28 protein-coding genes and 1 pseudogene are annotated in these 26,916 nt (G+C 59.6%); 2 read left to right on the forward strand and 27 right to left on the reverse strand.

The window, feature by feature from the left end; genetic code table 11:
* A pseudogene (locus tag QRN33_RS10150) lies at positions 1-1,277 on the forward strand (hypothetical protein); the annotation flags it as partial.
* A 627-nt stretch (positions 1,278-1,904) separates the two neighbouring features.
* A complete protein-coding gene (locus QRN33_RS10155; protein ID WP_042607541.1) occupies positions 1,905-2,264 on the forward strand; it encodes a DUF6124 family protein in 360 nt (119 codons plus the stop codon).
* 186 nt (positions 2,265-2,450) lie between these two features.
* Here QRN33_RS10155 and QRN33_RS10160 read toward each other — a convergent pair whose 3' ends face one another.
* The 27 genes from QRN33_RS10160 to QRN33_RS10290 form a co-directional block, all read right to left on the reverse strand.
* Entirely contained in the window at positions 2,451-3,125 is a 675-nt protein-coding gene (locus QRN33_RS10160) for a hypothetical protein (RefSeq protein WP_285408340.1), read from the reverse strand.
* 178 nt (positions 3,126-3,303) lie between these two features.
* On the reverse strand, positions 3,304-4,443 hold the full coding sequence (flhB, locus tag QRN33_RS10165) for a flagellar biosynthesis protein FlhB (protein ID WP_039761196.1): 1,140 nt from the start codon (positions 4,441-4,443) through the stop codon (positions 3,304-3,306).
* A gap of 3 nt (positions 4,444-4,446) precedes the next feature.
* Positions 4,447-5,232, reverse strand: coding sequence for a flagellar biosynthetic protein FliR (gene fliR, locus QRN33_RS10170; RefSeq protein ID WP_064362059.1), 786 nt, complete (start codon positions 5,230-5,232; stop codon positions 4,447-4,449).
* Positions 5,233-5,235: 3 nt separating this feature from the next.
* On the reverse strand, positions 5,236-5,505 hold the full coding sequence (gene fliQ / locus QRN33_RS10175) for a flagellar biosynthesis protein FliQ (RefSeq protein WP_016771067.1): 270 nt from the start codon (positions 5,503-5,505) through the stop codon (positions 5,236-5,238).
* Positions 5,502-6,260 (reverse strand): flagellar type III secretion system pore protein FliP, encoded by a 759-nt coding sequence (gene fliP, locus QRN33_RS10180; protein WP_042607538.1) that lies wholly within the window; start codon positions 6,258-6,260, stop codon positions 5,502-5,504. Before fliP ends, fliQ begins: the two co-directional genes overlap by 4 nt.
* Positions 6,260-6,712, reverse strand: a complete 453-nt coding sequence (gene fliO / locus QRN33_RS10185; RefSeq protein ID WP_285408370.1) for a flagellar biosynthetic protein FliO — start codon at positions 6,710-6,712, stop codon at positions 6,260-6,262. The genes fliP and fliO overlap by 1 nt, the downstream gene beginning before the upstream one ends.
* The gene (gene fliN / locus QRN33_RS10190) at positions 6,713-7,171 is read right to left on the reverse strand and encodes a flagellar motor switch protein FliN (protein ID WP_016771070.1); all 459 of its coding nucleotides are present in this window, start codon (positions 7,169-7,171) and stop codon (positions 6,713-6,715) included. It abuts the gene before it with no gap.
* A gap of 55 nt (positions 7,172-7,226) precedes the next feature.
* The gene (gene fliM / locus QRN33_RS10195) at positions 7,227-8,195 is read right to left on the reverse strand and encodes a flagellar motor switch protein FliM (RefSeq protein ID WP_003222890.1); all 969 of its coding nucleotides are present in this window, start codon (positions 8,193-8,195) and stop codon (positions 7,227-7,229) included.
* A gap of 9 nt (positions 8,196-8,204) precedes the next feature.
* The gene (gene fliL, locus QRN33_RS10200; RefSeq protein ID WP_016771071.1) at positions 8,205-8,708 is read right to left on the reverse strand and encodes a flagellar basal body-associated protein FliL; all 504 of its coding nucleotides are present in this window, start codon (positions 8,706-8,708) and stop codon (positions 8,205-8,207) included.
* 214 nt (positions 8,709-8,922) lie between these two features.
* Positions 8,923-10,290, reverse strand: coding sequence for a flagellar hook-length control protein FliK (locus QRN33_RS10205; protein WP_285408372.1), 1,368 nt, complete (start codon positions 10,288-10,290; stop codon positions 8,923-8,925).
* A gap of 105 nt (positions 10,291-10,395) precedes the next feature.
* Entirely contained in the window at positions 10,396-10,743 is a 348-nt protein-coding gene (locus QRN33_RS10210; RefSeq protein ID WP_285408374.1) for an Hpt domain-containing protein, read from the reverse strand.
* A 30-nt stretch (positions 10,744-10,773) separates the two neighbouring features.
* The gene (locus QRN33_RS10215) at positions 10,774-12,477 is read right to left on the reverse strand and encodes an ATP-binding SpoIIE family protein phosphatase (protein ID WP_285408376.1); all 1,704 of its coding nucleotides are present in this window, start codon (positions 12,475-12,477) and stop codon (positions 10,774-10,776) included.
* Between the two features lie 5 nt (positions 12,478-12,482).
* On the reverse strand, positions 12,483-12,788 hold the full coding sequence (locus tag QRN33_RS10220; protein WP_064362063.1) for an STAS domain-containing protein: 306 nt from the start codon (positions 12,786-12,788) through the stop codon (positions 12,483-12,485).
* Between the two features lie 191 nt (positions 12,789-12,979).
* Positions 12,980-13,429, reverse strand: a complete 450-nt coding sequence (gene fliJ, locus QRN33_RS10225) for a flagellar export protein FliJ (protein ID WP_064362064.1) — start codon at positions 13,427-13,429, stop codon at positions 12,980-12,982.
* Between the two features lie 6 nt (positions 13,430-13,435).
* Entirely contained in the window at positions 13,436-14,794 is a 1,359-nt protein-coding gene (gene fliI / locus QRN33_RS10230; protein WP_039761176.1) for a flagellar protein export ATPase FliI, read from the reverse strand.
* Entirely contained in the window at positions 14,784-15,590 is an 807-nt protein-coding gene (gene fliH, locus QRN33_RS10235; RefSeq protein ID WP_065617407.1) for a flagellar assembly protein FliH, read from the reverse strand. Before fliH ends, fliI begins: the two co-directional genes overlap by 11 nt.
* Before the next feature lie 4 nt (positions 15,591-15,594).
* Complete coding sequence (gene fliG / locus QRN33_RS10240) at positions 15,595-16,614, reverse strand: flagellar motor switch protein FliG (protein ID WP_039761172.1); 1,020 nt, start codon at positions 16,612-16,614, stop codon at positions 15,595-15,597.
* Positions 16,607-18,394, reverse strand: a complete 1,788-nt coding sequence (gene fliF / locus QRN33_RS10245; RefSeq protein ID WP_042607530.1) for a flagellar basal-body MS-ring/collar protein FliF — start codon at positions 18,392-18,394, stop codon at positions 16,607-16,609. Before fliF ends, fliG begins: the two co-directional genes overlap by 8 nt.
* A 14-nt stretch (positions 18,395-18,408) precedes the next feature.
* Positions 18,409-18,738 carry a flagellar hook-basal body complex protein FliE gene (gene fliE, locus QRN33_RS10250; RefSeq protein WP_016771081.1) on the reverse strand — a complete coding sequence of 110 codons (330 nt, stop codon included), beginning with the start codon at positions 18,736-18,738 and terminating at the stop codon, positions 18,409-18,411.
* A 128-nt stretch (positions 18,739-18,866) separates the two neighbouring features.
* Entirely contained in the window at positions 18,867-20,249 is a 1,383-nt protein-coding gene (locus QRN33_RS10255) for a sigma-54-dependent transcriptional regulator (RefSeq protein ID WP_285408438.1), read from the reverse strand.
* 5 nt (positions 20,250-20,254) lie between these two features.
* Entirely contained in the window at positions 20,255-21,466 is a 1,212-nt protein-coding gene (locus tag QRN33_RS10260; protein ID WP_285408382.1) for a sensor histidine kinase, read from the reverse strand.
* A gap of 110 nt (positions 21,467-21,576) precedes the next feature.
* Positions 21,577-23,052, reverse strand: coding sequence for a sigma-54 dependent transcriptional regulator (locus QRN33_RS10265; protein ID WP_041479014.1), 1,476 nt, complete (start codon positions 23,050-23,052; stop codon positions 21,577-21,579).
* Between the two features lie 172 nt (positions 23,053-23,224).
* Positions 23,225-23,521, reverse strand: a complete 297-nt coding sequence (fliT, locus tag QRN33_RS10270; RefSeq protein WP_016771085.1) for a flagellar protein FliT — start codon at positions 23,519-23,521, stop codon at positions 23,225-23,227.
* 11 nt (positions 23,522-23,532) lie between these two features.
* Complete coding sequence (fliS, locus tag QRN33_RS10275; RefSeq protein WP_071171435.1) at positions 23,533-23,931, reverse strand: flagellar export chaperone FliS; 399 nt, start codon at positions 23,929-23,931, stop codon at positions 23,533-23,535.
* 129 nt (positions 23,932-24,060) lie between these two features.
* On the reverse strand, positions 24,061-25,521 hold the full coding sequence (fliD, locus tag QRN33_RS10280; RefSeq protein ID WP_285408387.1) for a flagellar filament capping protein FliD: 1,461 nt from the start codon (positions 25,519-25,521) through the stop codon (positions 24,061-24,063).
* Between the two features lie 82 nt (positions 25,522-25,603).
* A complete protein-coding gene (locus QRN33_RS10285; protein ID WP_285408389.1) occupies positions 25,604-25,960 on the reverse strand; it encodes a flagellar protein FlaG in 357 nt (118 codons plus the stop codon).
* A gap of 72 nt (positions 25,961-26,032) precedes the next feature.
* Positions 26,033-26,884: a flagellin domain-containing protein gene (locus QRN33_RS10290; protein ID WP_285408391.1), complete on the reverse strand. Its 852-nt coding sequence runs from the start codon at positions 26,882-26,884 to the stop codon at positions 26,033-26,035.
* Between the last annotated feature and the right edge of the window lie 32 nt (positions 26,885-26,916).

Here is a 26,916-nt window from a genome sequence, read left to right on the forward strand (position 1 = left end):
ACGGCGGCCTTACGGTGGAAACTGCCGTGACCCTGAGCGGCGTCGCGGCCAAAGGCCAGAAGGTCGAAATCTTTGACGGCACGGTCTCCAAAGATCAGGCAACGGCACATGCCACAACCGGTGTCTGGACGCTGCTCGTCAGTGCCCTGGCTGTGGCAGCGCACAGCTTTACCGTCAAGGCATTGTACGGCTCCGGCGCCGTGTCGGCAGCCAGAACACTGACCGTGACGCCGGTTGTCGTCCCTACGCTGAGCAACGTGCTTGACGACAAGAACGTTGAAATCCCTGAGGGACAAATTACCGTCAGCACCGCCCTGAAGCTCATAGGCACCGCGAGCAAGGGCCAGAGAGTCGAAATTTTTGATGGAAACGGCCCGAGCCACACCTCCAAGGGGGTGGCCACCGCCTCGACAGCAACAGGCATGTGGGAGTTGCCTATTACTGTTGCAGTGGGTGCCCGGAGGTTATACGCAGGGTCGCTGTATACACCGTCCCCGCAATGGTCAAATGTGCGTAATTTGACTGTGAAAGAAGATATTGCCCCCACTATTGAGTCTGTTATAGGCACAGTCAGTGGTGAGGAAATTCCTCAGGACGGTACAACAGCAGAAACTACAGTGGTCCTGACTGGTATCGCCACCAAGGGATTAAAAGTCGAAATATTTGACGAAACAATCTCAATAGACCAAGCCATTGCCGATGTAACATCAGGCATTTGGAAACAGACAGTTCAAAACCTCAGCACTGGCCCACATAACTTCATAGCCAAAGCCTTATATGGAGCACATAAAGAATCAAACCCATGGAAGTTTAGAACAGGGGACATCGAAAACTTCGAAGGCGTCGAAGATATAACACTTGACACGGCCGGACAATCCGCGATGGCCGGCAAACTAAAATTAACCTTCATAAGTCAAAGTAACAGCGGCTGCTCCGTAGAGATCAGAAACTTTACTCAAGCTCCACCCATGAAAGGAAAAATGGTTTACTCATTCGTTAATTTTAGTGACTGGTCTATTACGTATCAATTAGACTTAATGAATCGAACAACAAGCAGAATACGATTTTGGGCCAAACCAGGCAACGTCTCATCAAGACCAAATGCAGCGTTCTCTTTTTTAAATTCATCCGGCACAACATTACGCATTATAAATATGCCCCTTATTGCCCTGGCACCACCTCAACAAATTGACTCGGGAACACTATCCGATATCGCATCAATCAGAGTAACTACATACGGGCAAGTCTTACTTGATGAATTTGAGTTTGGGGAATAAACGAAATCGGACTTTGAGGAATCTCCATAAAGCTACTCCAAGCTCTGCGCCTGAGATAGCACCTCATCACGCAAAGCTGTCTCCAATGTTCCCGGTGTTTACTGCGCTCTAATCTGGACGTTATCAGGCGCAGACCACGTTCATTCACCCAGACAATCTCCCACGAAAAGGGAACGAACTTATTTAATTAGTGATTTAAAACGGCGGGGCTTGATTGAGGTTGTTGTGCTGACCGCGAAGGGGCCAGTGAAGTCAGCGCAAATCGCCTTTTAAACTCAGGCGTTTAAAAGACACCTTCAGACACGCCTTTCAGGCTACAAATTCTTGCGCAATTGCCTACGGCCAAGCCAGAATCCGCCGGCTTGTGCGCTTTGGGGTCGGGTTCTATTGTGGTCCGGTCGCTGACGAATCAGCGATCGGGTTTAGCGACTCGAACTCAAGTCAAAGGTGCATCGGCGTTCCAGGCTTCGTTGCGGATCTGTATTTTCGCGATTTCGTCATGGTGGCTGTATGCGGGAGACCTTCGGGTCTGCCGGGTGCCTTTGACCGGTTCGCTAACCTGCGTACAGCCGCCACCCTCCTGTTTAGCGACAGGTTGTAGCGGCTCCACTTCAAAGGAGCTTCACCATGATCAAACCAACACCCAACCCACCCGAAACCGACCCCACCTCCCCCTACGAATCCCTCGATTCCAAAAAGCTCCACCAAGCCGCCGACCGTGCCCTCGACCACTACCTCTGCCCACCCGGCTCCACACCACCACCCTTCAGCCCTCGCGCCATGTACGCCGTCACCGCCGACACCAAAAACGAAGACCTGCTGGCCAACGCTTGCGAAACCCTCGCCTCGGCCAAAACCATCGCCCAGGAATTCGCCGGACTGGTCAAACCATCCCAGCGCCGGACGCTGATGGGCATCGCGCAGCTGATCATGCTCGGCGAATTGGCGGTGAATCGGGTGCTGGATAATCTGGAGTTGCCGGGTTGACGCAGGCATTGGGGACACCAGTTGATTGATCCAGCGTCAATTCTGACGCCTTCGCGAGCAGGCTCGCTCCCACCGTTGAACGGCTTCCAACGTGGGAGCGCGAATACTGGCTAAGGCGCAACACAAAACCTTGAGGCAGAAAAAGCCCGCTGCCCCCTTTCAATCGGGGCGGCGGGTTGCAGATCACTACGCCGTTAAAACCTGTTCAGGTGTAATCGGGCCGAAACCGAGATTCTTGCCGTTGATATAGCGCGCGCCCTTGAGCAGCTCCGTACCCTCGATAACGACGACCGCGTCCTGCGTGTACATAAACGTCACCACCGATACCGGCGTCGTACGCTCCGGCAGCCCCCAAGACACTTTTGTCCGCTGCTCTATGAGGGTCAGTGCCCAATCAAACCAAATGATGGGGAGGTCTTCGATCCTGATTTCGCGCTCCGGATCTTCCCAACGAAAGTCCTGCCGCGCCGTCATCAAAAGCGCACTTCCCTCAATGACGAATTCCGGCTTGCCAAATCGCCTCTCCATTTCATTGTTGATCCAGCCATCCAGGTACAAATCCGGATCGGTGAAGAGTTCGAAAAGCATCGCACTGTTGACGATTTTTCCTGCAGAACCACCAATCACACTGTAGTGATTGTGGTACGCCAAACCCTCCAGCTCCGGCCGAATCGCGTTGCTCGACACCTCCAGATAATTGGCGCTGTAGGCGTTGGCCATCTGCTTGAAATGGGTGAAGTCCAGCATCAACTTGAAAGTCACGGTGTAACCGATTGCGCGATCGGCTGTACGTCGTTCCAACACTCCCGAGACGAATTCAACCTCCATACCTTGCAACTTTATGTAGGGCTGGTCTGCCATGATTGCTTCCTCTGAAACCCGATGCAGGCGCCGCTCCCTGGTACTCGCATCAAATGATCAGAGCGACCAATGCAGGGAAATGCCGGGAGAATTCCCATGGCAATGAGAGCGCCGGCGGGCGCGGCCGTCTACTGTCAGACTTGACAGGTTGAGAGGTTTTCCAGACAGACGGTAACCGTCAGGAATCGCGCCGCAGATCAGGCGGAATCGGCAAATCATCCTTGAGCGGATCCGGCCGTTTACCCTTGCCCGCCTGGTGTTGGCGGATCTGGTAGACGTAAGCCAATACCTGCGCTACGGCCAGATACAGACCACCGGGGATTTCCTGCTCCAGTTCGGTGGAGTAGTAGATCGACCGGGCCAACGCCGGCGATTCGAGGAGCATGACGTTGTTGGCGACGGCGATTTCGCGGATTTTCAGGGCGATGAAGTCGCTGCCCTTGGCCAGCAGCACCGGCGCGCCGCCCTTCTCCGAGTCGTACTTGAGGGCGACGGCGTAGTGGGTCGGGTTGGTGATGACCACATCGGCTTCGGGGATCGCCGCCATCATCCGCCGCTGGGACATTTCGCGCTGGGTCTGGCGGATGCGCTGCTTGACCTCGGGACGGCCTTCCTGATCCTTGTGTTCGTCGCGCACTTCCTGCTTGGTCATCAGCAGTTTCTTGTGCGCTTCCCAAAGCTGCACCGGCACGTCGACGGCGGCGATGATGATCAGGCCGCAGGCCAGCCACAGCGTGCTCCAGCCCACCAGCAAAACGCTGTGGATGATCGCCATGTCCAGTGGCTCGTGGGCAATGCGCAGAAAGTCATCGACGTCGGCGGACAACACCACCAACGCCACGCCCAGGGTAATCAGAAACTTCGCCAGTGCCTTGAGCAGTTCGACCACAGCCTTGAACGAAAACATGCGCTTGAGGCCGGCGGCCGGGTTCATCCGGCTGAATTTGGGCGCCAGGGAGCTTGCGGCGAACAGCCAGCCACCGAGCGAGATCGGGCCGATCACGGCGGCGAGCAACAGGGTGATCATGACTGGCTGAATCGCCAGCAAGGCAATCAACCCTGACTCCAACAGAAAACGGCCCATGGCGCCCTGGTCCATGACCACTTCACGGGACAGGGTGAAGTTCAGGCGCATCACGTCCATCAGTTCTTGCGCGAGCATGCCGCCAAAAATCAGCAGCGCAGCGGCACCGGCCATCATCACCGCAAGGGTGTTGAGCTCTTTGGAACGGGCAATCTCACCCTTCTCTCGGGCATCCTTTTTACGTTTGTCCGTGGGGTCTTCTGTTTTGTCCTGACCGCTTTCGCTCTCTGCCATGACTCAGCGCGCCCGTGCCAGTTCGCGTAGCAACTGCAAGGCCTCGCTGGCCAGCGGTTGATACTGGTTGAGAATGTCCGCCAGACCCACCCAGACGATGAACAGGCCGAGCACCATGGTCAGCGGAAAACCGATCGAGAAGATGTTCAGTTGCGGCGCGGCGCGGGTCATCACGCCGAAGGCGATGTTGACCACAAGCAACGCGGTGATCGCTGGCAGCACCAGCAGCAACGCGGCGCCAAGCACCCAGCCGAGTTTGCCGGCCAGCTCCCAGTAATGCTCAACCATCAGGCCGCCGCCGACCGGCAGCGTGGTGAAGCTTTCAGTCAGGACTTCGAACACCACCAGGTGGCCGTTCATCGACAGGAAGAGCAGCGTCACAAGCATGGTGAAGAACTGACCGATCACCGCCACCGAAACGCCGTTGGTAGGGTCGATCATCGAAGCGAAGCCCATACCCATCTGCACCGCGACAATCTGCCCGGCAACGGCAAAGGCCTGGAAGAACAGTTGCAGGGAAAATCCGAGCACGGCGCCGACCAGAATCTGCTCGCCGATCAACAGCAGACCGCTGAGGTCAAGCGGGCTGACGGCGGGCATCGGCGGCAGCGCCGGGGTGATGACCACGGTGATCGCCACGGCGAAATACAGGCGCACGCGGCGCGGGATCAGGGTGGTGCCGAACACCGGCATGACCATCAGCATCGACGCCACGCGAAACAGCGGCAACATGAACGACGCCACCCAGGTGCTGATCTGGGTGTCGGTCAACTGAAGCAGCGATTGCATGGCTTAGCCGATGACCATCGGGATGTTTTTGTACAGCTGGATGATGTATTCCATGAACGTCTGCACGATCCACGGACCGCCGATGATCAGGGTCACCAGCATCACCAGAAGACGCGGCAGGAAGCTCAGGGTCTGTTCGTTGATCTGCGTGGCGGCCTGGAACATCGACACCAGCAGGCCGACCAAAAGGCTCGGCACCACCAGGATGGCGACCATCATGGTGGTCAGCCACAGCGCTTCACGAAAGATATCGACCGCGACTTCCGGCGTCATGGCGAAACACCTCCAAAACTGCTGGCCAGGGTGCCGATGATCAGCGCCCAGCCATCCACCAGCACGAACAGCATGATCTTGAACGGCAACGAGATGATCAGCGGCGAGAGCATCATCATACCCATGGCCATCAGCACGCTCGCCACGACGAGGTCGATGATCAGGAACGGGATGAAGATCATGAAGCCGATCTGGAACGCGGTTTTAAGTTCGGAAGTCACGAACGCCGGCACCAGGATGGTCAGCGGCGCCTGATCCGGGGTGGCGATGTCGGTGCGCTTGGACAGGCGCATGAACAGCTCCAGATCGCTGGTGCGGGTCTGCGCGAGCATGAAGTCCTTGATCGGCACCTGAGCCTTTTCCACCGCTTGCTGCGCAGTGAGGGTTTCCGCCAGATACGGTTGCAATGCGTCGTTGTTCACCCGGTCGAACACCGGCGCCATGATGAACAGCGTCAGGAACAGCGCCATGCCGGTGAGGATCTGGTTCGACGGCGTCTGTTGCAGACCGAGGGCCTGACGCAGGATCGAGAAGACGATGATGATCCGCGTGAAACTGGTCATCAGAATGACCGCCGCCGGAATAAAGCTCAGCGCGGTCATGATCAGCAGGATCTGCAGACTGACCGAATATTCCTGCGCGCCGTCGGCATTGGTGCCCAGCGTAATCGCCGGGATCGACAACGGATCGGCGGCCAACGCCAGCGGCGCGGCCAGCAACAGGACCAGCGTCAAGACGATGCGGAGCGCACCCATTACTTCGTATCCTTCTGATCCTTGCCGAGAATTTTCAGCAGATGCTGAGCAAATTCCGGCGTCGCTTTTTCACTGGCGGAGGGGACTTCGACCGGTTCCTTGAGCACGTGCAGCGCGGTGATGGTGCCGGGGCTAAGGCCGAGCAGGATCTGCTCATTGCCGACCTGCACCAGCATCAACCGGTCACGCGGGCCGAGCGCGCGCGAACCGATCAACTCGATCACCTGCCCCTTGCCCGCCGGCCCTGCCTGCTGCACGCGGCGCAGCAGCCAGGCGAGGAAGAAGATCAAGCCCAGCACCAGCAGCAAACCGAACACCAGTTGCGTCAACTGCCCGGCCACGCCGCTGTTGACCATTGGCGCGGTGGCGGCAGGCGCAGCCGTGGTTGCGCCCGGCTCGACCGCCAGCACGCTCAACGGCAATGCCAGCAGAACCCAGAGAAACCTTTTCACTCAGCGCAGCTTCTTGATGCGTTCGCTTGGGCTGATCACGTCGGTCAGGCGGATGCCGAACTTCTCGTTGACCACCACTACTTCGCCGTGGGCGATCAAGGTGCCGTTGACCAGCACGTCGAGCGGCTCACCGGCCAGACGATCGAGCTCGATCACCGAACCCTGGTTGAGTTGCAGCAGGTTGCGGATGTTGATGTCGGTACTGCCGACTTCCATGGAAATCGACACCGGAATATCGAGGATCACGTCCAGGTTCGGACCGTCGAGGGTCACCGGATCGTTGTTCTTCGGCACGCTGCCGAACTCTTCCATCGGCAGCCGGTTGGAGCTGGAAGTGCCGGCGTCGGCGGCCAGCAGTGCATCGATGTCAGCCTGGCCGGCGTCACCGGTTTCTTCCAGGGCCGCAGCCCATTCATCGGCCAGTGCCTGATCGTCCTGCGCGTTCATATCGTCGTTCATCATGTGTCCTCGGCGGGCAACAATTCGGTTAAATACGGGGGTGAAAGGCGCCGCCTCAGCGACGCTCGATCGGCTCGATCACTTGCAACGCGAGGTTGCCTTTGTGCGAGCCCATCTTGACCTTGAAGGCCGGCACGCCGTTGGCGCGCATGATCATGTCTTCCGGCATCTCGACCGGGATCACATCGCCCGGCTGCATGTGCAGGATGTCGCGCAGCTTCAACTGGCGGCGGGCCACGGTGGCACCGATGGGCACGTCGACATCGAGCACGTCCTGGCGCAGGGCATTGACCCAGCGCTCGTCCTGATCGTCGAGGTCGGACTGGAAACCGGCGTCGAGCATTTCCCGCACCGGCTCGATCATCGAGTACGGCATGGTCACGTGCAGGTCGCCGCCACCGCCATCGAGTTCGATGTGGAAGGTGGAGACGACAATCGCTTCGCTGGGGCCGACGATGTTGGCCATGGCCGGGTTCACTTCCGAGTTGATGTACTCGAAATTGACTTCCATGATCGCCTGCCAGGCTTCCTTCAGATCGACGAAGGCCTGCTCGAGAACCATGCGCACCACGCGCAGTTCGGTCGGGGTGAATTCACGCCCTTCGATCTTGGCGTGACGGCCGTCGCCGCCGAAGAAGTTGTCCACCAGTTTGAACACCAGTTTGGCGTCGAGGATGAACAGCGCAGTGCCGCGCAGCGGTTTGATCTTGACCAGATTGAGGCTGGTCGGCACGTACAGCGAGTGCACGTATTCGCCGAACTTCATCACCTGCACGCCACCGACGGCAACGTCCGCCGAGCGGCGCAGCATGTTGAACATGCTGATGCGGGTGTAGCGGGCGAAACGCTCGTTGATCATTTCCAGCGTCGGCATGCGTCCACGGACGATGCGATCCTGGCTGGTCAGGTCGTAGCTTTTGACACTGCCGGGTTCGGCAGCATTATCGGTCTGTACCAGACCATCATCGACGCCATGCAACAGCGCATCGATTTCATCCTGGGACAGCAGATCCTGCACGGCCATGTCGTGTTCCTACTGCAGTACGAAATTAGTGAAAAGCAACTGTTCGATGACCACTTTGCCCAGTTCTTTCTGCGCCACTTCCTGGACGCTGGCGGTGGCCTTCTGGCGCAACATCTCCTGGCCGACCGGGGTCGCCAGTGTGGCGAAATCCTGACCGGAGAAGAGCATCACCAGGTTGTTGCGGATAACCGGCATGTGCACTTTGAGCGCGTCCAGATCGGCCTGGTTACGCGCCAGCATGGTGATGCTCACCTGCATGTAGCGCTGACGGCCGTTCTGGTTGTAGTTGGCAACGAAGGCTGGCGCCATCGGCTCGAAAATCGCTGCCTGCTTGCCGACCGGCGCTGCTTCAGCGGCCTCGGCAGGCTTGCTCTGGGCGCCGTGCATGAAGAACCAGGTCGCCCCGACGGATGCACCAATGGCCACCAGCAACGCCAGCACGATCACGATGATCAGCTTGAGTTTGCCTTTGGTTGCGGGGTCTTTTACTGCTGCAGCTTCGCTCTTCGCCATGCCAATAATCCGTCACTAATCGGGGGTTTCACAGTCGCACGGCAAGGCAAGAGCAAGTGTTATGCCAGAAGTGTCGGAGGCTGAAGGGAGGGCGACATAAAACAAATGTAGGAGTGAGCCTGCTCGCGATTGCGGTGTGTCAGTCAACGAGTCCGCTAACTGACACACCGCAATCGCGAGCAGGCTCACTCCTACAGGGGGGGACTGTGCTTTATCAGGCGTAATAGTCGACCGCGCTGGTACCGATGACGCTGGTGGTCTGCGCCGCCACTTCAGCCACAGTGGCCGGTGCCAATTCTTCATCCGCCGAATCCAGGCGCCCGCCGGCGGCGCTGGTGCGTCCGGTGTGGCCCTGCTGCGCCTGTTCCTGGCCTTGCTGGCCCTGCCAGCCACGGTTCTGGTCGGAGACGTTGACGTCGACCTGGCCCATGCCCTGCTGGTTGAACATGTCGCGCAGGCGATGCATCTGGCTGTCGAGCGCTTCACGCACGCTCGGGTGCGCGCTCATGAAGGTCACCTGGGTCTGCTGATCGGGAACCATGTTCACGCGGATATCCAGACGCCCCAGTTCAGCCGGTTGCAACTGAATATCGGCGGCCTTCAGGTTGACGCTGGACAGATACATGACGCGGTTGACCACTTCTTCGGTCCAGCCGCTCTGGTGCATGGCGATCGGCTGATTCACCGGCAGCGCATTCGCAGTTTTTGGCGTAGCGGCCTGGGTCAGTGCCGCCAGACGGTTGGCGAAGTCGTCGACGCGGGTATCGCTGGTGGCTGATTTCAGATCCTTCAGACCATCATCGATCAGCCCGCTGAAGGCTTTTTCGCCACCTTGGCTGGTGCTGTCCTTGTCGGCCTGGACGTCGAGCATGCTGGCCATGCCGGCGGCAAAGTTCTGCGCAGCGGTCAATTCGCCGTCGGCCTGAGCCTGAGCGGGAGAGGCTTTCGGTTGTGCCTGACTGGCGGCAGAAATATGCCCGCCCTGCTCCATCGCCATGCGCACGGCCGGCATCGAGTCGAGCGGGTCGGCCGAGGGATCGAAATCGCTATCGGTAGCCGCCGGATCTTTGACCATGCCCGGCACGGCGGCCAAAGCAGGCGTTTCAGCTTCCGGCTGGGCTCGCGCCCCGACTACCGGGGTTTGCACGACAGGCGCTGCGACCAATGGCTGGACGACTTGCGCCAGGGCTGGATCCAGCGCCGGGTCTACAGGCGCGGTATCGACCACAGGGGTTTGTACGGTTTCAGCGGTGTCATCGGCAGTGGCAGCTGCGTCGTCACTCGCCGCCGCTTTCTCCGCAGGCAACGCTTTGCCGCTATCGGCAACTGCTGGCTCGGGCGCGGCAGACTGATCTATGCCGATATCCTTTTTGCCGCTGTTGTCAGCGACCTTGTCGCGTGCCGGTTTGACTGAATTATCGGCGCTGGCGGCAGGCTTGGCCGGCGCTTGATTGGCGAACACTTTGGCGAAGCTCGAAGCCTTGTCCCCGGCGTCTGCGGCCATTGCCGACGATTTGGCAGAGGCGGCTTGCGCCTTGGCCTGGGCGGCGGTCTGAAGAAGAATGTTGGGGGTCGCAGGCATGACACGGTCTCCGCTGCACTGGGATCGTAGGTACAGTTGAGCAAGATGACTGCAAGTGCCGGGCCAGTTTGGCCAGACACTTGCGAAAAACGCCGGAAGGCGGCTTCAGTGGGTATGGGCGTGGTGCTTTTCGTCTTCGTACACGGGGCGTACGTCGGCGAACTCGGAATGGATGTCGGCAACCAGCTGAGCGAGTGCTTCCGGGCTTTTGTCCTTGGCATTCGACTCCAGGTCCTGGCACAACTCAGCGAGTCGAACCGCGCCCATGTTGCAGGCGCTGCCTTTGAAACTGTGGGCACAACTCATTAGCTGATCGGCGTCTTTGGTTGCGCGCAAGTTGCTCAAGCGCTCCTCAGAGTCATTCAGAAAAGTATCCAGAAGCTCTGGGTAATCGCCCTCCATTACCTCGCGCAAGGTATCGAGAACGTCGCGATCTACATTTGGGTCAGTCACTTGCTCACTCCTTGATCAAGAATGGGCGGATTATGCCTCAATCTCCCAGAAAAACTCCACGCTGGCACTACGACCTTGGTCCGACCAGTTGGCGTTGTGCCCCAGTTGCCGGACCAGGCTGATGCCGCGTCCCGACAGGCGGACATTGTCCAGAGGCCGCTGCATGACCCGCGCCACATCGAAACCCTTGCCACTGTCCTCGACCCGGATGGCCAGACGCCCGCCCTCGCCTCGCGGTTGCACCTGCAGATGCACCCGCACGAACCCCTCCTGCAGCGCCTCCAGGCGTGCCGCACGCATTTCGTAGTAGCGGGCAAACCCGGCCGCATCGCGCTTGAGGCTGGAATCGAGCCCGAGCACGCCATGCTCCAGCGCATTGGAATACAACTCGGCGAGTACGCTGTACATGGCTCCGCTTTGCGAGCGCAGGCCGTGCACCTCAAGCAACAACTGCAAGAGAAATGGCAGCGGATTGAAGCGCCTGAGCGTGGCACCGCGAAACTCGAAACTGGCCGACCAGTCCAGCGGGCACGACTGGCCGCTGTCCGAATACACCGGTGCCGCGCCGTGGGCCTGCGTCGACTCGAGCAGGCTGACCTCGACCATGCTCACGTCATCACGCGCCTGTCCGCGAAAATCGCGCAACGCCTGCTCGATGTCCTCGAACAGCCGATCCGGATCGCTATTGGCGGCAAAGACCTGCTGCAAACGCTCGACACCGAACAACTGGTCATTGGCATCGCAGGTATCGATCACCCCGTCCGATAACAGAAACACCCGATCATCAACGGCCATCGGATACACATCCGTACGGTCATCGAAGGCCTGCGCACTGAGAATTCCCAACGGTAGATGCCGCGCTGGCAGCGGCACGCGCTCGCCACTCGCCATGCGGTGCAAGTAACCGTCGGGCATGCCGCCGTTCCACACCTCCACCGAGCGGCTCTGGAAACTCAGACAGAGCAACGTGGCGCAGCAGAACATGTCCACCGGCAGGATGCGCTTGAGCTTGGCGTTCATCTCGCGCAGGGTTTCGGCCAGACCGTAGCCCTTGGCGGTCATGCCGTAGAACACTTCGGCCAGCGGCATCGCGCCGACTGCCGCCGGCAAGCCATGCCCGGTGAAATCGCCGAGCATGACGTGCATGTCACCGGCCGGCGTGTAGGCCGCCAGCAACAAATCGCCGTTGAACAGTGCGTACGGCGATTGCAGGTAACGGATGTTCGGCGCACTCAGGCAGCCAGAATGCGCAACCTTGTCGAACACCGCTTTGGCCACGCGCTGTTCGTTGAGCAAATAGTCGTGATGTCTGGCGATCAAGTCGCGCTGCTGCAGAACCGTCGCCTGCAGCCGGCGCAAGCGATCCATCGCCTTGATTTTGGCGGCCAGGATCACCTGGTTGTACGGCTTCGCCAGAAAATCGTCGCCGCCGGCCTCAAGACAACGGGCCAGCGCTTCGCTCTCGGTCAGCGAGGTAAGAAAAATGATTGGCACCAGCGCTTCGCCCGCCAGCGCCTTGATCTGCCGCGCCGCTTCAAAGCCGTCCATCACCGGCATCAGCGCATCCATCAGCACCAGATCGGGTTGCTGCTTTTGGAACGTATCGACCGCTTCAGCACCGTTGGCGGCCGTCAGTACCTGATGGCCCTGACGACGGACGATGGTCGACAGCAGCAACCGGTCGGCGGCGCTGTCTTCGGCGATGAGAATGGTCAGCGGCTCTTGCGCCTGCATGGGCGTCAACTGATGTCGAAGAGTTTGTCGAAGTTGGAAATCGCGAGGATTTTCTTCACATCGGTGCTGCTGTTGACGACGCGGATATCCGACTCGTCGCCACCCGCGTGATCACGCAGCAGAAGCAGCATGCCCAGCGCGGAGCTGTCGAGGTAGGTGGCCTTCTTCAGATCCACCACTATGGATTCAGGCTTCTCGTTGAGTCGCTCATAGGACTCGCGAAATTCCTGATGCCGACCGAAATCGAATCGACCCTCGATCGAAATCGTGAGTTTTTTCCCATCTTGAGAGACTTCTGTAACGACTGACATTGACTGGCTTCCTTGTCATTGACGAACCTGTACAAGGTTTAGCAGCTGGATAGGGTTGGGGCAAGGCGCAACGCTGGAACAAGTGTGGGAGCGAGCCTGCTCGCGAATGCATTCTGTCTATTGACTACAGGGTTGACTGACACGGCGCTTTCGCGAGCAGGCTCACTCCCACAGGGGTTTGGCGGTGAGGTTTAGAAGGCATCACGCCGCGGCAAACGCTGCGACAGTTCATCCAGCAGCTTCTGCTCGCGTTTGTCTTCGAGGCGTTGCGCTTCTTCGCGATAGCGCTGCACCAGTTTGCGCAAACCTTCGACGCGGGCGAACGCCTGTTGCCATTCCTCACGCGCTTTGTCGAGCTTGTTCTGGTGCCAGACCAGGCTCTGCCGTTGCTGATCGACGGCGGTGTCGAGTTGCGCCAGAAAGCCCTGAAAACCCAGCAGCCACTGCCCGGTCACGCCGGTACTGCCGCGCACGATCCATTGCTGCGAGTAATCCAGACGAAAGGCATTGAGGTCGGCCAGTTTGCTTTCCGCAACTTTGACCTGACCCTGGAAATAGCCCAGTCGTTGCACGGCGGCTTTTTCGGCCTTCTCGGCCATTTCCACCACCGGTGCCAGGCGCGCTGCTCGGCTGACGGCCATGGCCGGTTACCCGCCCGCCGCTGGGGCGAACAGGGTTTCCAGGTAGGCCTGGCTTTCACCCATGGTGATTTTGTCGTTGAGGCCCTGGCGCTGATACCTGACCAGTTGCGGTTGCAGGGAAATCGCCAGATCGGTCTCGCGATCACCGCCGGCGACGTAAGCGCCGACGCTGATCAGATCGCGGCTCTGCTGATAGCGCGACCACAACTGCTTGAAGTACTGCGCACGCTGCATGTGATCCGGCGAAACCACCGCCGGCATGACCCGGCTGATCGAGGCTTCGATGTCGATCGCCGGATAGTGACCTTCCTCAGCCAGGCGCCGCGACAGCACGATGTGGCCGTCGAGCACGCCCCGCGCCGAGTCGGCAATCGGATCCTGCTGGTCATCGCCTTCGGACAGAACGGTGTAGAACGCCGTGATCGAACCGCCGCCCTTCTCCGCGTTACCGGCGCGCTCCACCAGTTTCGGCAGTTTGGCGAACACCGAGGGCGGATAGCCTTTGGTCGCCGGCGGTTCGCCGATGGCCAGAGCGATTTCCCGCTGGGCCTGGGCGAAACGGGTCAGCGAGTCCATCAGCAGCAGAACGTTCTTGCCCTTGTCGCGGAAATATTCGGCGATGCGCGTGCAATACATTGCCGCGCGCATACGCATCAGCGGCGCATCGTCCGCTGGCGAGGCGACTACCACCGAACGCTTGAGGCCTTCTTCACCAAGGATGTGCTCGATGAATTCTTTAACTTCGCGACCACGTTCACCGATCAGGCCGACGACGATGATGTCGGCCTCGGTGAAGCGGGTCATCATGCCCAACAGCACCGATTTACCGACACCGGTACCGGCGAACAGACCCAGACGCTGGCCACGGCCGACGGTCAGCAAACCGTTGATGCAACGGATGCCGACGTCCAGCGGCACGCTGATCGGGTCACGGTTGAGCGGGTTGATTGTCGGGCCGTCCATCGGCACCCAGTCTTCGGCTTTCATGCCGCCCTTGCCGTCCAGCGCGCGGCCGGCGCCGTCGAGCACTCGGCCGAGCATGCTCATGCCCATCGGCAGCCGACCGGTGTCGGCCAGCGGCACCACGCGGGCGCCCGGGGCGATGCCGGCGACGCTGCCGACCGGCATCAGAAAGACTTTGCTGCCGGAGAAACCCATGACTTCCGCTTCCACCTGGGACGGGTGATAGCTGTCGTCATTGATCACCATGCAGCGGGTGCCCATGGCGGCGCGCAGCCCTTCGGCTTCCAGGGTCAGACCGACCATGCGCAGCAGCCGACCTTCAAGGATCGGCGCGCCGGCAATCTCGGTGGCCTCGGCGTAGGTGCTCAGGCGCTTGGCGAAGCTGGTGCGTTCAAGGCGCATCGCTGGCGTCCGCGCGCGGCTCGTCGGAGTCGACAGGCGCTGGGGTGTCTTGAGGAATTTCCAGGCTCAGGTCAGGCGTCGCCGGGTGCAACGCTTGTTCGTGCAACTGGTCGAACAGTTTGGCCATGACCTGAGTCACCCGCGATTCGACGCTGGCATCGATGCGACTGTGCTCGGTTTCAACCCGGCAGCCGCCCGGCAACAGCGACTCGTCTTCGACGATGCGCCAGGTTTCTTCGTGGCGTTCGCGCAGGGCTTTGACCTGGGCGAAGTCCTGCGGATTGACGTACAGGCGGACGTTTTCCACGCCCAGCGGCAACAGCTTGAGGGCATCGCGCATGACGTGTTCGATCTGCGTCGAATCGATGGCCAGTTCGCGCTTGATCACCTGTCTGGTGATGTGCTGCACGAGGTCGACCAGCGACTTTTCAATCTGTGTGTCTTGCTCGGCGATCGGCTCGAACAGGTTGGCCATTAGCAGCTCAAGGCTGGCGACTTTCGCCGCCAGCGCTGTTTCGGCTTCCTGACGCACCTTCAGCGTGGTGCTGTGAAAACCTTCCTTTTCGCCAATGGCAAAGCCCTCGTTGTAAGCCTCCTGACGGATGCTTTCGAGCTCTTCCAGAGTCAGTGGCTGGACTTCTTCCAGCGGCACTTCTTCCATTTCCGGCGGTTCGGGTTCCGGCTCAGGTTCGGGTTCCGGTTTTGGCGGATCGAAGCTGGGCATCGCCCAGGATTCGAAGCCACGAACATCGCGGGCGCGGATCAGATCCGTCACAGACTCGTCAGGCTTATCCATGGGCTTAGATCATTTCCTCGCCGCCCTTGCCACCGAGCACGATCTCGCCGGCTTCGGCCATACGACGGGCGATGGTGAGGATTTCCTTCTGCGCGGTTTCGACATCGCTGACGCGCACCGGGCCTTTCGCCTCGAGGTCGTCGCGCAACAGTTCGGCGGCACGCTTGGACATGTTCTTGAAGATCTTTTCCTTGACGCCTTCGTCCGAGCCCTTGAGGGCCAGCACCAGCACATCGGAAGACACTTCGCGCAACAGCGCCTGAATGCCACGGTCATCGACGTCGGCAAGGTTGTTGAACACGAACATGAGGTCTTCGATCTGACCGGACAGGTCTTCGTCGACTTCGCGGATCGAGTCCATGAGCTGGCCTTCGATCGAGCTGTCGAGGAAGTTCATGATGTCGGCCGCACGCTTGATGCCACCCAGGGTGGTGCGCGAGGCGTTCGAGTTGCCGGAGAACTGTTTCTCGAGAATCTGGTTGAGTTCTTTCAAGGCTGCCGGCTGCACGGTGTTCAACGACGAAACGCGCAGGATGATGTCCAGACGCACCTTATGGTCGAAGTTGCCGAGCACTTCACCGGCCTGATCCGGGTCGAGGTACGCGACCACGATCGCCTGGATCTGCGGGTGTTCGTAACGGATGACGTCGGCGACGGCGCGCGGCTCCATCCATTTCAGACTGTCGAGGCCGCTGGTGTTGCCACCGAGCAGGATGCGGTCGATCAGGCCGTTGGCCTTGTCTTCGCCCAGGGCCTGGGTGAGCATCTTGCGCACGTAGTCGTCGGAACCGACGCCGAGGCTGGTCTGATCGCCGACGATGTCGACGAACTCGCTCATCACCTGCTCGACCTGCTCGCGGTGCACGTTGCCCATCTGCGCCATGGCCACGCCAACGCGCTGAACCTCTTTGGGGCCCATGTGGCGCAGCACTTGCGCGGCATCGGTCGAACCCAGGGACAGCAGCAGAATCGCGGCTTTGTCGACCTTGGTCAGTTTGACGGCGGCGGCTCGGTTATCACTCATCTGCGTTAATCCACTCTTTTACGACCTGAGCCACGCGACCCGGGTCTTCAGCTACCAGACTCTTGATTGCATTCAGCTGCGCGTCATAACCCTCGCTCGGGCTCGGCAACAGAATGCTCTGCGGACCACCGAGGCTCACGCGGTCGTTGGCCAGGTCGCCGTCCAGGCCGCCCATGCCACCGAGTTCCACGTCGCTGCCCAGACCGGCCAGCTCCTTGCCTTTGCCACCGCCGGTGATGTTGTTGAGCACCGGACGCAGCACACCAAACACCAGTACGAGGATGAACAGCACACCCAGCACTTGTTTGACGATGTCCCAGAACCATGGCTGGGAGTAGAACGGAATATCGGCAATCACTTCACCGCGCTCGGCGGAGAACGGCATGTTGATCACGCTGACGCTGTCACCACGGCTGGCGTCGAAACCGACGGCGTCCTGCACCAGACGCGTGAAGCGCGCCAATTCGTCGGCGCTCCACGGCGCACGGCTGGTTTCACCGTTGGCCGGGTTGATCTTGACCTGATCATCGACCACCACCGACACCGACAGGCGATTGAGACGGCCCTGTTGCTGTTTGGTGTGGCTGATCGAACGGTCGAGCTCGAAGTTCTTCGTCGATTGTTGACGCTTGTCGGCCGGATACGGCGCGAGCATCGGCTGGCCGGTGGCCGGGTCCATGATCTGCTGACCGTTGGCGTCAACCAGTGGCTGACCCGGCTGGATCATGCCGGCCGGTGCGGCGGTGCCACCGGTGGTCTGCGGCGCCGAGGCTGGCGACGGTGGCTGGTTGCTCAGGGCACCCGGCACACCTTGCGGGCCATTGCTGGCGGTGCGTTGTTCGTTGACCGACTGCTCGCTGCGCAACGCCGGTTGGTCCGGGTTGAACTGCTCGGCAGTCGATTCGACGGCATTGAAATCGATGTCGGCCGAGACCTCAGCCTTGTATCGATCATTGCCCAATACCGGCTGCAGAATGTTGTGCACGCGCTGGGTGAGCATGCTTTCCATGCGGCGGCTGTAATCGAACTGCTTGCCGGCCATGGTCATTTCCGAGTTCTCCGCCTGATCGGAGAGCAGATTGCCCTTCTGATCGACGACGGTGATCTGCGATTTGCTCAACTCCGGCACGGACGTCGCGACCAGGTTGATGATCGCTACCACCTGACCCGGCTCCAGCGAACGCCCGCTATACAGCTCGACCAGTACCGAAGCGCTCGGCTTGCGCTCGTCACGGACGAACACCGAACTCTTCGGAATTGCCAGGTGCACGCGGGCACCCTTGACGTTGTTCAGGCTGGAGATGGTGCGCGCCAGTTCGCCTTCGAGGCCGCGACGATAACGGGTCGCTTCCATGAACTGACTGGTGCCCAGACCCTGTTCCTTGTCGAGGATTTCGAAACCGATATTGCCGTCGCTGGGAGTGACACCAGCGGCGGCGAGTTTCATCCGCGCACGGGACAGGTCGTCGGCCTTGACCAGCAAGGCGCCGGAATTGGGTTCTACGTTGTAGGGGATGTCAGCGGCGGCCAGGGTTTCCATGACCTGCTTGGCGTCCAGACCGGCAAGGCTGCCGTACAGTGGACGGTAATCCGGCTGCTGCGACCACAGCACCACGGCAAAGCCAATCGCCACGCTCGCAGCCAGGCCGACCAACAGGCCGACCTGACGCAGCACGGTCATCTGTGAAAGGTTTTCCAGAAAGGACAGGCCGAACAGCGGCGGTTTGCCGTCGATCGGGGTGGCCTTGGCCGGAACGTTATCAGCGACTGCTTCTGCCATGACTTATTTCGCCCTTAAACCGGCATCTGCATGATGTCTTGGTAAGCCTGGACCAGCTTGTTGCGCACCTGGGTCAGAGCCTGGAACGACACGCTGGCTTTTTGCGATGCGATCATCACGTCGGTCAGGTCGACACCGCTCTTGCCGATCTCGAACGCATTGGCCAGTTGAGTCGACGCCTGCTGGGTATCGCTGACTTTATTGATCGCCTGACCGAGCATGTCGGAAAAGCTGCTGCCGGCAATTTCAGGGACAGCGGCAGTCGATTTACGCGCAGACATGGCATCCACTTTCATGGCCTGCATGTCCATCATCAACCGATTAAATTCAATACCTTGGCTCATGGTCTACTCTCTTGGGCGGCCCGCAATTTTTTGACACTCACTCGGCGGGTACACAGGTATTAGCAACAAGGGTGCCAGCTCATGGGCACCCTTCTGAGAAAAGCATCTGGAATGTTTTGCAGCTTCCGTCAGGTGGCGAACAGATAGCCTTCGACGTCCATCCCGGCGTCGCGCATTTGCGCCAGTTTGTAGCGCAGGGTGCGGGGGCTGATGCCGAGCTTTTCGGCAGCTTCCTTGCGGCGGCCACGCTCGGCGCGCAGGGTGTCGATGATCATCTGAAACTCCCGGCGGCGCAGGTCGTCGCCCAGGGCTCCGGTGGAATCCGCCTCGATTTCCACCTCGCGAATCACCGGTGCCGCGACCGGCAACGGCGCAAATGTCACCGCACCGCTCAGGCAGAAATCCTGCGGCTGGATCAAGCCGCCCTGCTGCAGAATCAGCGCGCGCTGAATGGCGTTATCCAGCTCACGCACGTTGCCCGGCCACGGGTACTCGGTCAGGCAGGCTTGTGCTTCGGGGGAAAGCTTCGCCGCAGCGTGCTTCATTTTATTGACGTGTTTGGCCAACAACTTTTCCGCCAGCGGCAGGATATCGGCAGTGCGCTCGCGAAGTGGACGCCAGGCCAGAGGAAAAACCGACAAGCGGTAAAACAGGTCTTCACGGAAGCGCCCCGCTGCCACTTCGCCAGCCAGATCACGGTTGGTCGTGGCGACCACGCGGATATCCAGACTGATCGGCTTGCGTGCGCCCACGCGCTCGACTTCGCGCTCCTGCAGGACCCGCAACAGTTTGGCTTGGAGACCCAGCGGCATTTCGGAAATTTCATCGAGCAGAATGGTGCCACCGTCCGCTTGCTCGAACTTGCCGGCCTGCGAGGCGATAGCGCCGGTAAACGAGCCCTTTTCATGCCCGAACAGTGTCGCTTCGAGCATGTTGTCGGGAATCGCCGCACAGTTGATCGCAATAAATGGCTGACTGGCCCGCCGCGATTGCTGGTGAATGTAGCGCGCCAATACTTCTTTACCGGTGCCGGACTCGCCGGAGATCAGGACAGTCGAATCACTGCGGGCGACTCGTGCGGCCAGTTCAAGCAACTGCGCACTGGCCGGCTCGACAGCAACGGGGCCCTCCGCTTCGCCAGCATCAATGCTGCCCAACGCGTGCCGGGCCACCAGATCAAGCAACGCTTTGGGTTCGAACGGCTTGACCAGATAATCCGCCGCGCCCTGGCGCATGGCATCGACCGCACGCTCGATTGCGCCGTGGGCGGTCATCAGCAGCACCGGCAATTGCGGTTGGCGCGCGCGCAGCAGGGCAAGCAATTGATGGCCGTCCATGCCCGGCATGTTGACGTCGCTGACCACCAGACTGAAGGCTTGCTGCGCGACGGCCGTCAGTGCTTCTTCGGCGCTGCCGACGGCGTGATAGTCGTGGCCGGCGAGCAACAGCGTATCGGCCAGCGCTTCGCGCAACGAGCGGTCATCCTCGACCAGCAACACCTTGATGCCCATGACGATCATTCAACTCCCTGTGCAGCGGAAAACAGCGGCAGGCTGACCTGCGCGCAGGTGCCGCGCCCGACCCGCGAACGCAGGGTCAATTCTCCCTGATGGGCACGCGCCACCGCTTTGACCACGGTCAGGCCAAGGCCGGTGCCGGTGACTTTGGTCGTAAAAAAAGGCTCGCCGAGGCGCGCCAAAACTGTCGGCTCAATGCCGCTGCCGCTGTCGCTGACACACACGCGCAGGGTGTTGCCCCTGGTGTAGCAATGCACTTTCAGCCGCGCTTCGCCGGCGCTGGCCTGGATGGCATTTTCAATCAGATTCAGCAATGCGCCGACCAGCGTATCGCGGTTGCACAGCAGCTCACCGGCATGGCTGTCGCACTGCCAGCGAATCGGCAGATCCTGCACGTGGGTCAGCGCCGCGGCCTGCAGCGACTGCATCAAGGCATCGGGGGTGAGGCGATCAGTCAGGGGCAATTCACCACGGGCGAACACCAGCATGTCGCGCACTTGATGCTCGAGTTCGTGCAGACGCTCTTTCAGGCGTCCGGCAAAGCGCTGCTGGGTTTCCACCGGCAATTGCTGCTCAGTCAAATGACTGGCGTAAAGCAAAGCGGCGGACAGCGGCGTGCGAATCTGATGCGCCAGGGACGCAACCATGCGCCCCAGCGAAGACAACCGCTCGTGCCGTGCCAGTTGATCTTGCAGATGACGGGTTTCCGTCAAATCATTGAGCAGCACCAACTGCCCCGGCTCGGCGTCCAGCGAGCGGGTGGAAATCGACAGGCGTCGACCGTTTTTAAGAGAGATTTCATGACCGTCGTCTTCACGCGGAGCGAAGCAGCGTGCGATCACATGGCGCCAGAGCTCGCCTTCGAGTGGCGAGCCAAGCAGGTCGATGGCGGCCGGGTTGGCTTCACGCACCAGGCCGTGGCCGTCGATAACGATCACGCCGCCGGGCAACAGGTCGAGGAGGTTTTGCAGGCGATTGGCCAGGCGTTCTTTTTCCGCCAGCTCCTGCATGCGCTGGGCGCTGACCACCGCCAGCTCACCTTTGAGCTCGGTGACGCGGGCTTCTAGCAGGCTGTAAGAGTCGGTCAGCTGGCTCGACATCTGGTTGAACAGCTGAAAGGCCTGCTCAAGTCCCTGACGACTTGCCTGCTCTACGGACGAGGGTTGCCCCACGATACTGGAGGCAGAAGAGATCTGGGCGGCTTGGGGCATTGGGCTCTCTCGCTTGGCTGACCGTCAGTGAAACGGAATGTTGCGAGGGCTATAGCAATACCCGTGCCTAAAAAAAACCGCTTATAAATGAAGCGGTTGAAAAACAGGCGTCAATCATCCGCCTGTTCATCTCCTCCAGCCCGGCTCATGCCGTACTTGCGCATCTTCTCGACCAGCGTGGTGCGACGAATACGCAGACGCTCAGCGGCACGGGCGACAATGCCATTGGCATCGTCCAGCGCCTGCTGAATCAGGCCCTGCTCCAAGCCACCGAGGTAGTCCTTGAGGTCCAGACCTTCCGGCGGCAGCAGTGCGTTGGCGCTGAAATCCGGAGTATGGCCATTGATCGCCACGCGCTCTTCAAGATCGCTACGCAGACTGTCGACCATTTGCTCGTCTTCGTCGTCGACGTAGCGGAATTTCTTCGGCAGCTCGACCACGCCGATCACCCCGTACGGGTGCATGATCGCCATACGCTCAACGAGGTTGGCCAGTTCGCGGACGTTGCCCGGCCAGCCGTGACGGCACAGCGACATGATCGCCGCGGAGTTGAAACGGATCGAACCACGCTTCTCGTGCTCCATGCGCGAGATCAGTTCGTTCATCAACAGCGGGATATCTTCGACACGCTCGCGCAGCGGCGCCATCTCGATCGGGAACACGTTCAGGCGATAGTAGAGGTCTTCGCGGAACGAGCCGATCTCGATCATGCTTTCGAGATTCTTGTGGGTCGCGGCAATGATGCGCACGTCGACGCTCTGGGTCTTGTTGCTGCCCACGCGCTCGAAGGTACGCTCCTGCAGCACGCGCAGCAGCTTGACCTGCATCGGCAGCGGCATGTCGCCGATTTCGTCGAGGAACAGCGTGCCGCCGTTGGCCAGTTCAAAGCGTCCGGCACGGCTGGTGATCGCACCGGTGAAGGCGCCCTTCTCGTGGCCGAACAGTTCGCTTTCCAGTAGCTCTGCAGGGATCGCCCCGCAGTTGACCGGCACGAACGGCGCGTCGCGGCGCTTGGAGTGGTAATGCAGGTTGCGCGCGACCACTTCCTTGCCGGTGCCGGACTCGCCGAGGATCAGCACGCTCGCGTCGGTGTCGGCCACCTGCTGCATCATCTGACGGACGTGCTGAATCGCACGACTGGTGCCGACGAGGCTGCGGAAAAGATTGGGTTCGCGATGACGGCCGCGTTCACGGGCCTGGTCGTACATCTCGCGATAGACCTGGGCGCGGTGCAGCGAATCGAGCAATTTGCTGTAGCTGGGCGGCATTTCCAGGGTCGAAAGGACGCGGCGACGCTGGTCTTCAGGCAGGTCAACGGAAGAATTATCGCCCATTAACAAAACCGGAAGGAACTCATCCCAGGTTGCGAGTGTCTTTAGCAAGCCCAAAAGCGCGCCAGGAGCATTAACGGTCCCGATCAGTACGCAAATGACCTCACGACTAGACGACAAAGAGCCGACTGCCTGCTGCCAGTCATGGCTGCCGCAGGGTAAATTTTCTTCGCCAAGAAAATTCAAAATCACCGCCAGGTCGCGGCGGCGGACGCTATCGTCATCGATCAGCAGAATTTTGGTTTCACGCCACATGCAATAGCAACTTCCCTAGTCAACTCAATGCCCGAAAAATAAGGCAAGCGAGACGCTTGCAGGACACCATGTGCCTGTAGACGCCCTAAACCTGATAATAGCCACTAGTTAAGTCAAAAAACCGTGCACAGTCAAATTTATGGCGCACATCTCTGGTTCAACTGACGGTTAATCAACCAAACAGATGGTAAACCTTTGCAGCCTTTTGCGCTTGGGTGATCTGCGACATCTCGTTGGCTATCGCCTGCCGCTCGCCCATTGCCACCTCAAGAAGCTCTTTGTACACGAATAGCAGCTCTTCAAGGTTATCGCGCAACGCAACTTCGTCCAGCGAAGCTTCCGCCATGACGTCTTCCATGCAGGAACGGCAAGCCAGATCCAGCTCGCCAATGGCTTCCCAGTTTCGCTCGGCCAGAGCACCGACCAACGCTTCACGGGTATCGGCTATTCGCTGCAATACAAGACTCATGGTGATCTCCTTCAGAACTGCGGAGCCGGCACAGGCGCGATGGCGTCCCAGCCTTCTTTGACCGTTGTCAGCAGACCGGCTACCTCGTCAAGAATCTTCGGATCGCTCTTGACGTTGGCTTCAGCCAGCCGCTTCATCATGTAGATATACAACTGATTGAGCTCGCCTACTGAATCGGCGCTGTTTTCCAGATCCAACCCCTCACACAAGCCGCCAATGATGCCGACAGCCTTGCTGATGGCCGTGCACTTGGCGGGGATGTCCTTGCGCTCGATGGCGCCTTTGGCCTGAGCGATACGTTCAAGACCACCTTCCATCAGCATCTGCACCAGACGATGCGGGCTAGCTTCGGAAGTCTGCGCGTGAGCGCCGACTTTCTGATACTGCCGAAGGGCTAACATTGGGTTCATGTTCTACCTCATTGCCACAATGACTCGTATAAGCAGTGTATCGCCAACGAATCGAAGAACTTTAGATCAAAAGACAAAAACCCGGCATACGCCGATAATGCGTAGCCGGGTTTTTGTCGTCCTTGCCTGTTACTTCGCAGACTGCTGAGCGTTCAGCGTACTGAAGAACGACGTGATGTTGCTGGCTGTGGCCTTCATCTGCCCGACCAGCAAGTCCATGGCGTTGTACTTGGCGGTCAACGTCTTCGTCAGGTTGGCGACACGCAGGTCCAGCGCCAATTGCTGATTGGTCAGGTTGCGCGTGTTCTTGGTGAGAATGGCCATGCGCTGGTCAAGCAGCCCGGTACCGGACTTGTCATCCGCTGGAGGCTTGAGATAAGGATCGACCGCCTTGCTCATGCGCGCCAACAGACCATTGGTGTCGTCGGTACCGGTGAACAATTGCTGAACCTGACCGGTCATGCCTGGCTGGGCCATGGTTTTGGTGAACGCATTGGTGTCAAACGTCAGGTTACCGGTGTTGCGGTCGGTCATGACACCCAATTGCGACAGTACCGCCAAAGGACCACCGGCGCCTGGCGCAGTCAATTCCGCTCGAACATTGGCAAGCAACGCGCGCGGCATGGCGTCGCCAGTGAACGCCGCCTGCACGGTCAGCTTGCCATCTTCGTCGGGCGTCGCCTTGGACAGCGTGTCGATGGTGTTTTTCAGCGTGTTGAATGCATCGACAAACGCTTGAATCGATGTTTGCAGGCCCTTGGTGTTGGCGTCTACACCGACAATGGTCGGTGTCGCAACGCTTCCTGTGACAGGACTTACAGTAGTCAGATTCAGGGTCAGGCCACTGATGGCACCGGTCACCGTGTTGCTCTTGCTGCTGACCTGAAGGCCGTCGATGGTCAGCTTGGCGTTTTGCGCAACCCCGTTGACCGCACCCGCAGCGCCTGCCGCCGGGTTGGTACCCATCGGCTTGGTGCCATCGATTTCCAGGCCGGCAATGCCGCTGACGGTGAGGTCGGAACCTTCGCCAGTCTTGCTCGAACTGATGACCAGGCGCGAAGCGCCGGTGCTGTCGGTCACGATGTTGGCGGAGATACCGTTGGCGCCCTGTGCCTTGTTGATCGCGTCGCGCGTGGTCTGCAAGGTGGAGTTCGCCGGAATATCGACGTTGTAATCAGTGCCATTCTGACTGATTTTCAGGGTACCACTCGGAATGGCACTGGCGGCACCGCCGGCGAATGAAGCGCTGGCAACTTTTGAACCGGTAGCCAACTGACTGACAACAACGCTGTAGCTGCCCGAAACCGCAGTGCTATCGGAGGTAGCGGTCAGCGTCGTGTTATTCGCTGAAGCGGTGAAACCGGCGAAGGCCGGGTTGGTTTTGTTGCCAAGATTACTCATCGCTGTCTGGAACGCGGTCAGCGCGCTTTTCAGCGACCCGATGCCGGAAATCTTCAGCGTGTTGGCTTTGGTTGCGGTGTCGATCTGCGTCTGCTTAGGCGCCTTGTCGGCATTGACCAGGGCAGTGACGATCGCACCGATGTCCAGGCCGGAACCCAGTCCGGAACCCGGTAGAATTGGACTTGCCATGTGCATCTCCCTTCAGATTGTTGCCATTCTTTTGACCGTTACAGGCGTCATGAGAACGAACAAACACTATTCATGCCAGCTATCAGACTTTGGCGTCGAACAGTACGTGGCTTGCATTGGCGAGGCTGTCGGCCAGCTTGAGGGCTTCTGCGGAGGGAATCTGTCGCACGATCTCACCCGTCTCGCTTGCAATCACCTTGACGATGACTTTGCCGGAATGCTCGTCGATCGAGAATTCCAGGTTGCGCTTGATCGACTGAACGAACTTCTCGATCTCCTGCACTGCCAATTTCAACTTGGTGTCGTCCGAATCCCGACTCTTGGCAGCGACCGGCGCTTGTGCCTTGGCCACCTCGGGCGTTTCCGACGGTTTTTCAGCAACCGGCGTGACTGGCTTGGGAGCCGGATAAGACAGGTTAAGCTTGACGCTCATGTCCATGCTCATCACCTCCTAACGTAAAAAAGCGAGAGAGCACGACCAGCGCACTCCCCCGCTCAAACTCATTCCGAATTACTGAAGCAGCTTCAGTACAGCGGAAGGCAGTTGGTTGGCTTGAGCCAGAACCGAAGTGGAAGCTTGCTGCAGAGTCTGCTGCTTGGTGAGGTTAGCAGTTTCAGCGGCGAAGTCGGTGTCTTGTACACGACCCTGTGCAGCGGTGGTGTTCTCAACGATGTTCTGCAGGTTGGAGATGGTGCTGGTCAGACGGTTCTGCGAAGCACCCAGGCTGGCACGGGTATCACCGATCGCAGCGATAGCAGCGTCGATCGCAGTGATAGCAGCGTCAATGTTGGTGCCAGCAGTAGCAGCGTCAGTACCGGTCAGAGCCAAGGTACCTTTATCTACGGACAGGCTGACGGCGTCGAACTTGGAGCTCAGTACCAGGTCGATGTGGTTGGCAGTACCGGTGTTTGCGCCAACTTGCAGAGTCACAGTACCAGCCGAACCGTCCAGCAGGTTTTTGCCGTTCAGGTTGGTGGAAGCTGCGATACGGCTGATTTCGTCGGACATGTCGGCGAATTCAAGGTTGGTTGCTTTCTGGTCAGCAGTGCCGTTGGTGCCGGTACGTGCTTTAACAGCCAGCTCACGCATACGCTGCAGGATGTCGGTGGTAGCTTGCAGAGCGCCTTCAGCGGTCTGGGCAACGGAGATACCGTCGTTGGCGTTCTGGATAGCCTGGTTGCCACCGCGGATTTGCGATTGCATACGAGTGGAGATCTGCAGGCCAGCGGCGTCGTCTTTGGCGCTGTTGATTTTCAGGCCGGAAGACAGGCGCTGCATCGAGGTGGACAGAGCGTCGGAAGCGCGGTTCAGGTTTTTCTGAACGTTCAACGATGTGGTGTTGGTGTTTACTGTTAAAGCCATGACGAATTCCTCGTTGGTTGGGTACTGCGGCT

Source organism: Pseudomonas sp. FR229a, from assembly GCF_030209115.1.
In the GTDB taxonomy this organism is placed as follows: domain Bacteria; phylum Pseudomonadota; class Gammaproteobacteria; order Pseudomonadales; family Pseudomonadaceae; genus Aquipseudomonas; species Aquipseudomonas moraviensis_A.

What these genes read in the sequence shown, in the direction of transcription:
- QRN33_RS10220 (WP_064362063.1), bottom strand. Translation starts at nt 12,788, where the DNA reads ATGTCAGTCGTTACAGAAGTCTCTCAAGATGGGAAAAAACTCACGATT.
- QRN33_RS10290 (WP_285408391.1), bottom strand. Translation starts at nt 26,884, where the DNA reads ATGGCTTTAACAGTAAACACCAACACCACATCGTTGAACGTTCAGAAA.
- fliN (WP_016771070.1), bottom strand. Translation starts at nt 7,171, where the DNA reads ATGAACGACGATATGAACGCGCAGGACGATCAGGCACTGGCCGATGAA.
- QRN33_RS10160 (WP_285408340.1), bottom strand. Translation starts at nt 3,125, where the DNA reads ATGGCAGACCAGCCCTACATAAAGTTGCAAGGTATGGAGGTTGAATTC.
- fliF (WP_042607530.1), bottom strand. Translation starts at nt 18,394, where the DNA reads ATGGCAGAAGCAGTCGCTGATAACGTTCCGGCCAAGGCCACCCCGATC.
- fliT (WP_016771085.1), bottom strand. Translation starts at nt 23,521, where the DNA reads ATGAGTCTTGTATTGCAGCGAATAGCCGATACCCGTGAAGCGTTGGTC.
- fliQ (WP_016771067.1), bottom strand. Translation starts at nt 5,505, where the DNA reads ATGACGCCGGAAGTCGCGGTCGATATCTTTCGTGAAGCGCTGTGGCTG.
- QRN33_RS10285 (WP_285408389.1), bottom strand. Translation starts at nt 25,960, where the DNA reads ATGGACATGAGCGTCAAGCTTAACCTGTCTTATCCGGCTCCCAAGCCA.
- fliL (WP_016771071.1), bottom strand. Translation starts at nt 8,708, where the DNA reads ATGGCGAAGAGCGAAGCTGCAGCAGTAAAAGACCCCGCAACCAAAGGC.
- fliR (WP_064362059.1), bottom strand. Translation starts at nt 5,232, where the DNA reads ATGCAATCGCTGCTTCAGTTGACCGACACCCAGATCAGCACCTGGGTG.
- fliH (WP_065617407.1), bottom strand. Translation starts at nt 15,590, where the DNA reads ATGGATAAGCCTGACGAGTCTGTGACGGATCTGATCCGCGCCCGCGAT.
- fliS (WP_071171435.1), bottom strand. Translation starts at nt 23,931, where the DNA reads ATGAACCCAATGTTAGCCCTTCGGCAGTATCAGAAAGTCGGCGCTCAC.
- QRN33_RS10260 (WP_285408382.1), bottom strand. Translation starts at nt 21,466, where the DNA reads ATGCCCCAAGCCGCCCAGATCTCTTCTGCCTCCAGTATCGTGGGGCAA.
- flhB (WP_039761196.1), bottom strand. Translation starts at nt 4,443, where the DNA reads ATGGCAGAGAGCGAAAGCGGTCAGGACAAAACAGAAGACCCCACGGAC.
- fliG (WP_039761172.1), bottom strand. Translation starts at nt 16,614, where the DNA reads ATGAGTGATAACCGAGCCGCCGCCGTCAAACTGACCAAGGTCGACAAA.
- fliJ (WP_064362064.1), bottom strand. Translation starts at nt 13,429, where the DNA reads ATGGCCGTCAGCCGAGCAGCGCGCCTGGCACCGGTGGTGGAAATGGCC.
- QRN33_RS10265 (WP_041479014.1), bottom strand. Translation starts at nt 23,052, where the DNA reads ATGTGGCGTGAAACCAAAATTCTGCTGATCGATGACGATAGCGTCCGC.
- fliP (WP_042607538.1), bottom strand. Translation starts at nt 6,260, where the DNA reads ATGGGTGCGCTCCGCATCGTCTTGACGCTGGTCCTGTTGCTGGCCGCG.
- fliE (WP_016771081.1), bottom strand. Translation starts at nt 18,738, where the DNA reads ATGAGCCAAGGTATTGAATTTAATCGGTTGATGATGGACATGCAGGCC.
- QRN33_RS10215 (WP_285408376.1), bottom strand. Translation starts at nt 12,477, where the DNA reads ATGCAGGCGCAAGAGCCGCTGACCATTCTCATCGCCGAAGACAGCGCC.
- QRN33_RS10205 (WP_285408372.1), bottom strand. Translation starts at nt 10,290, where the DNA reads ATGCCTGCGACCCCCAACATTCTTCTTCAGACCGCCGCCCAGGCCAAG.
- QRN33_RS10255 (WP_285408438.1), bottom strand. Translation starts at nt 20,249, where the DNA reads ATGGGCATCAAGGTGTTGCTGGTCGAGGATGACCGCTCGTTGCGCGAA.
- QRN33_RS10155 (WP_042607541.1), top strand. Translation starts at nt 1,905, where the DNA reads ATGATCAAACCAACACCCAACCCACCCGAAACCGACCCCACCTCCCCC.
- fliI (WP_039761176.1), bottom strand. Translation starts at nt 14,794, where the DNA reads ATGCGCCTTGAACGCACCAGCTTCGCCAAGCGCCTGAGCACCTACGCC.
- fliD (WP_285408387.1), bottom strand. Translation starts at nt 25,521, where the DNA reads ATGGCAAGTCCAATTCTACCGGGTTCCGGACTGGGTTCCGGCCTGGAC.
- fliM (WP_003222890.1), bottom strand. Translation starts at nt 8,195, where the DNA reads ATGGCCGTGCAGGATCTGCTGTCCCAGGATGAAATCGATGCGCTGTTG.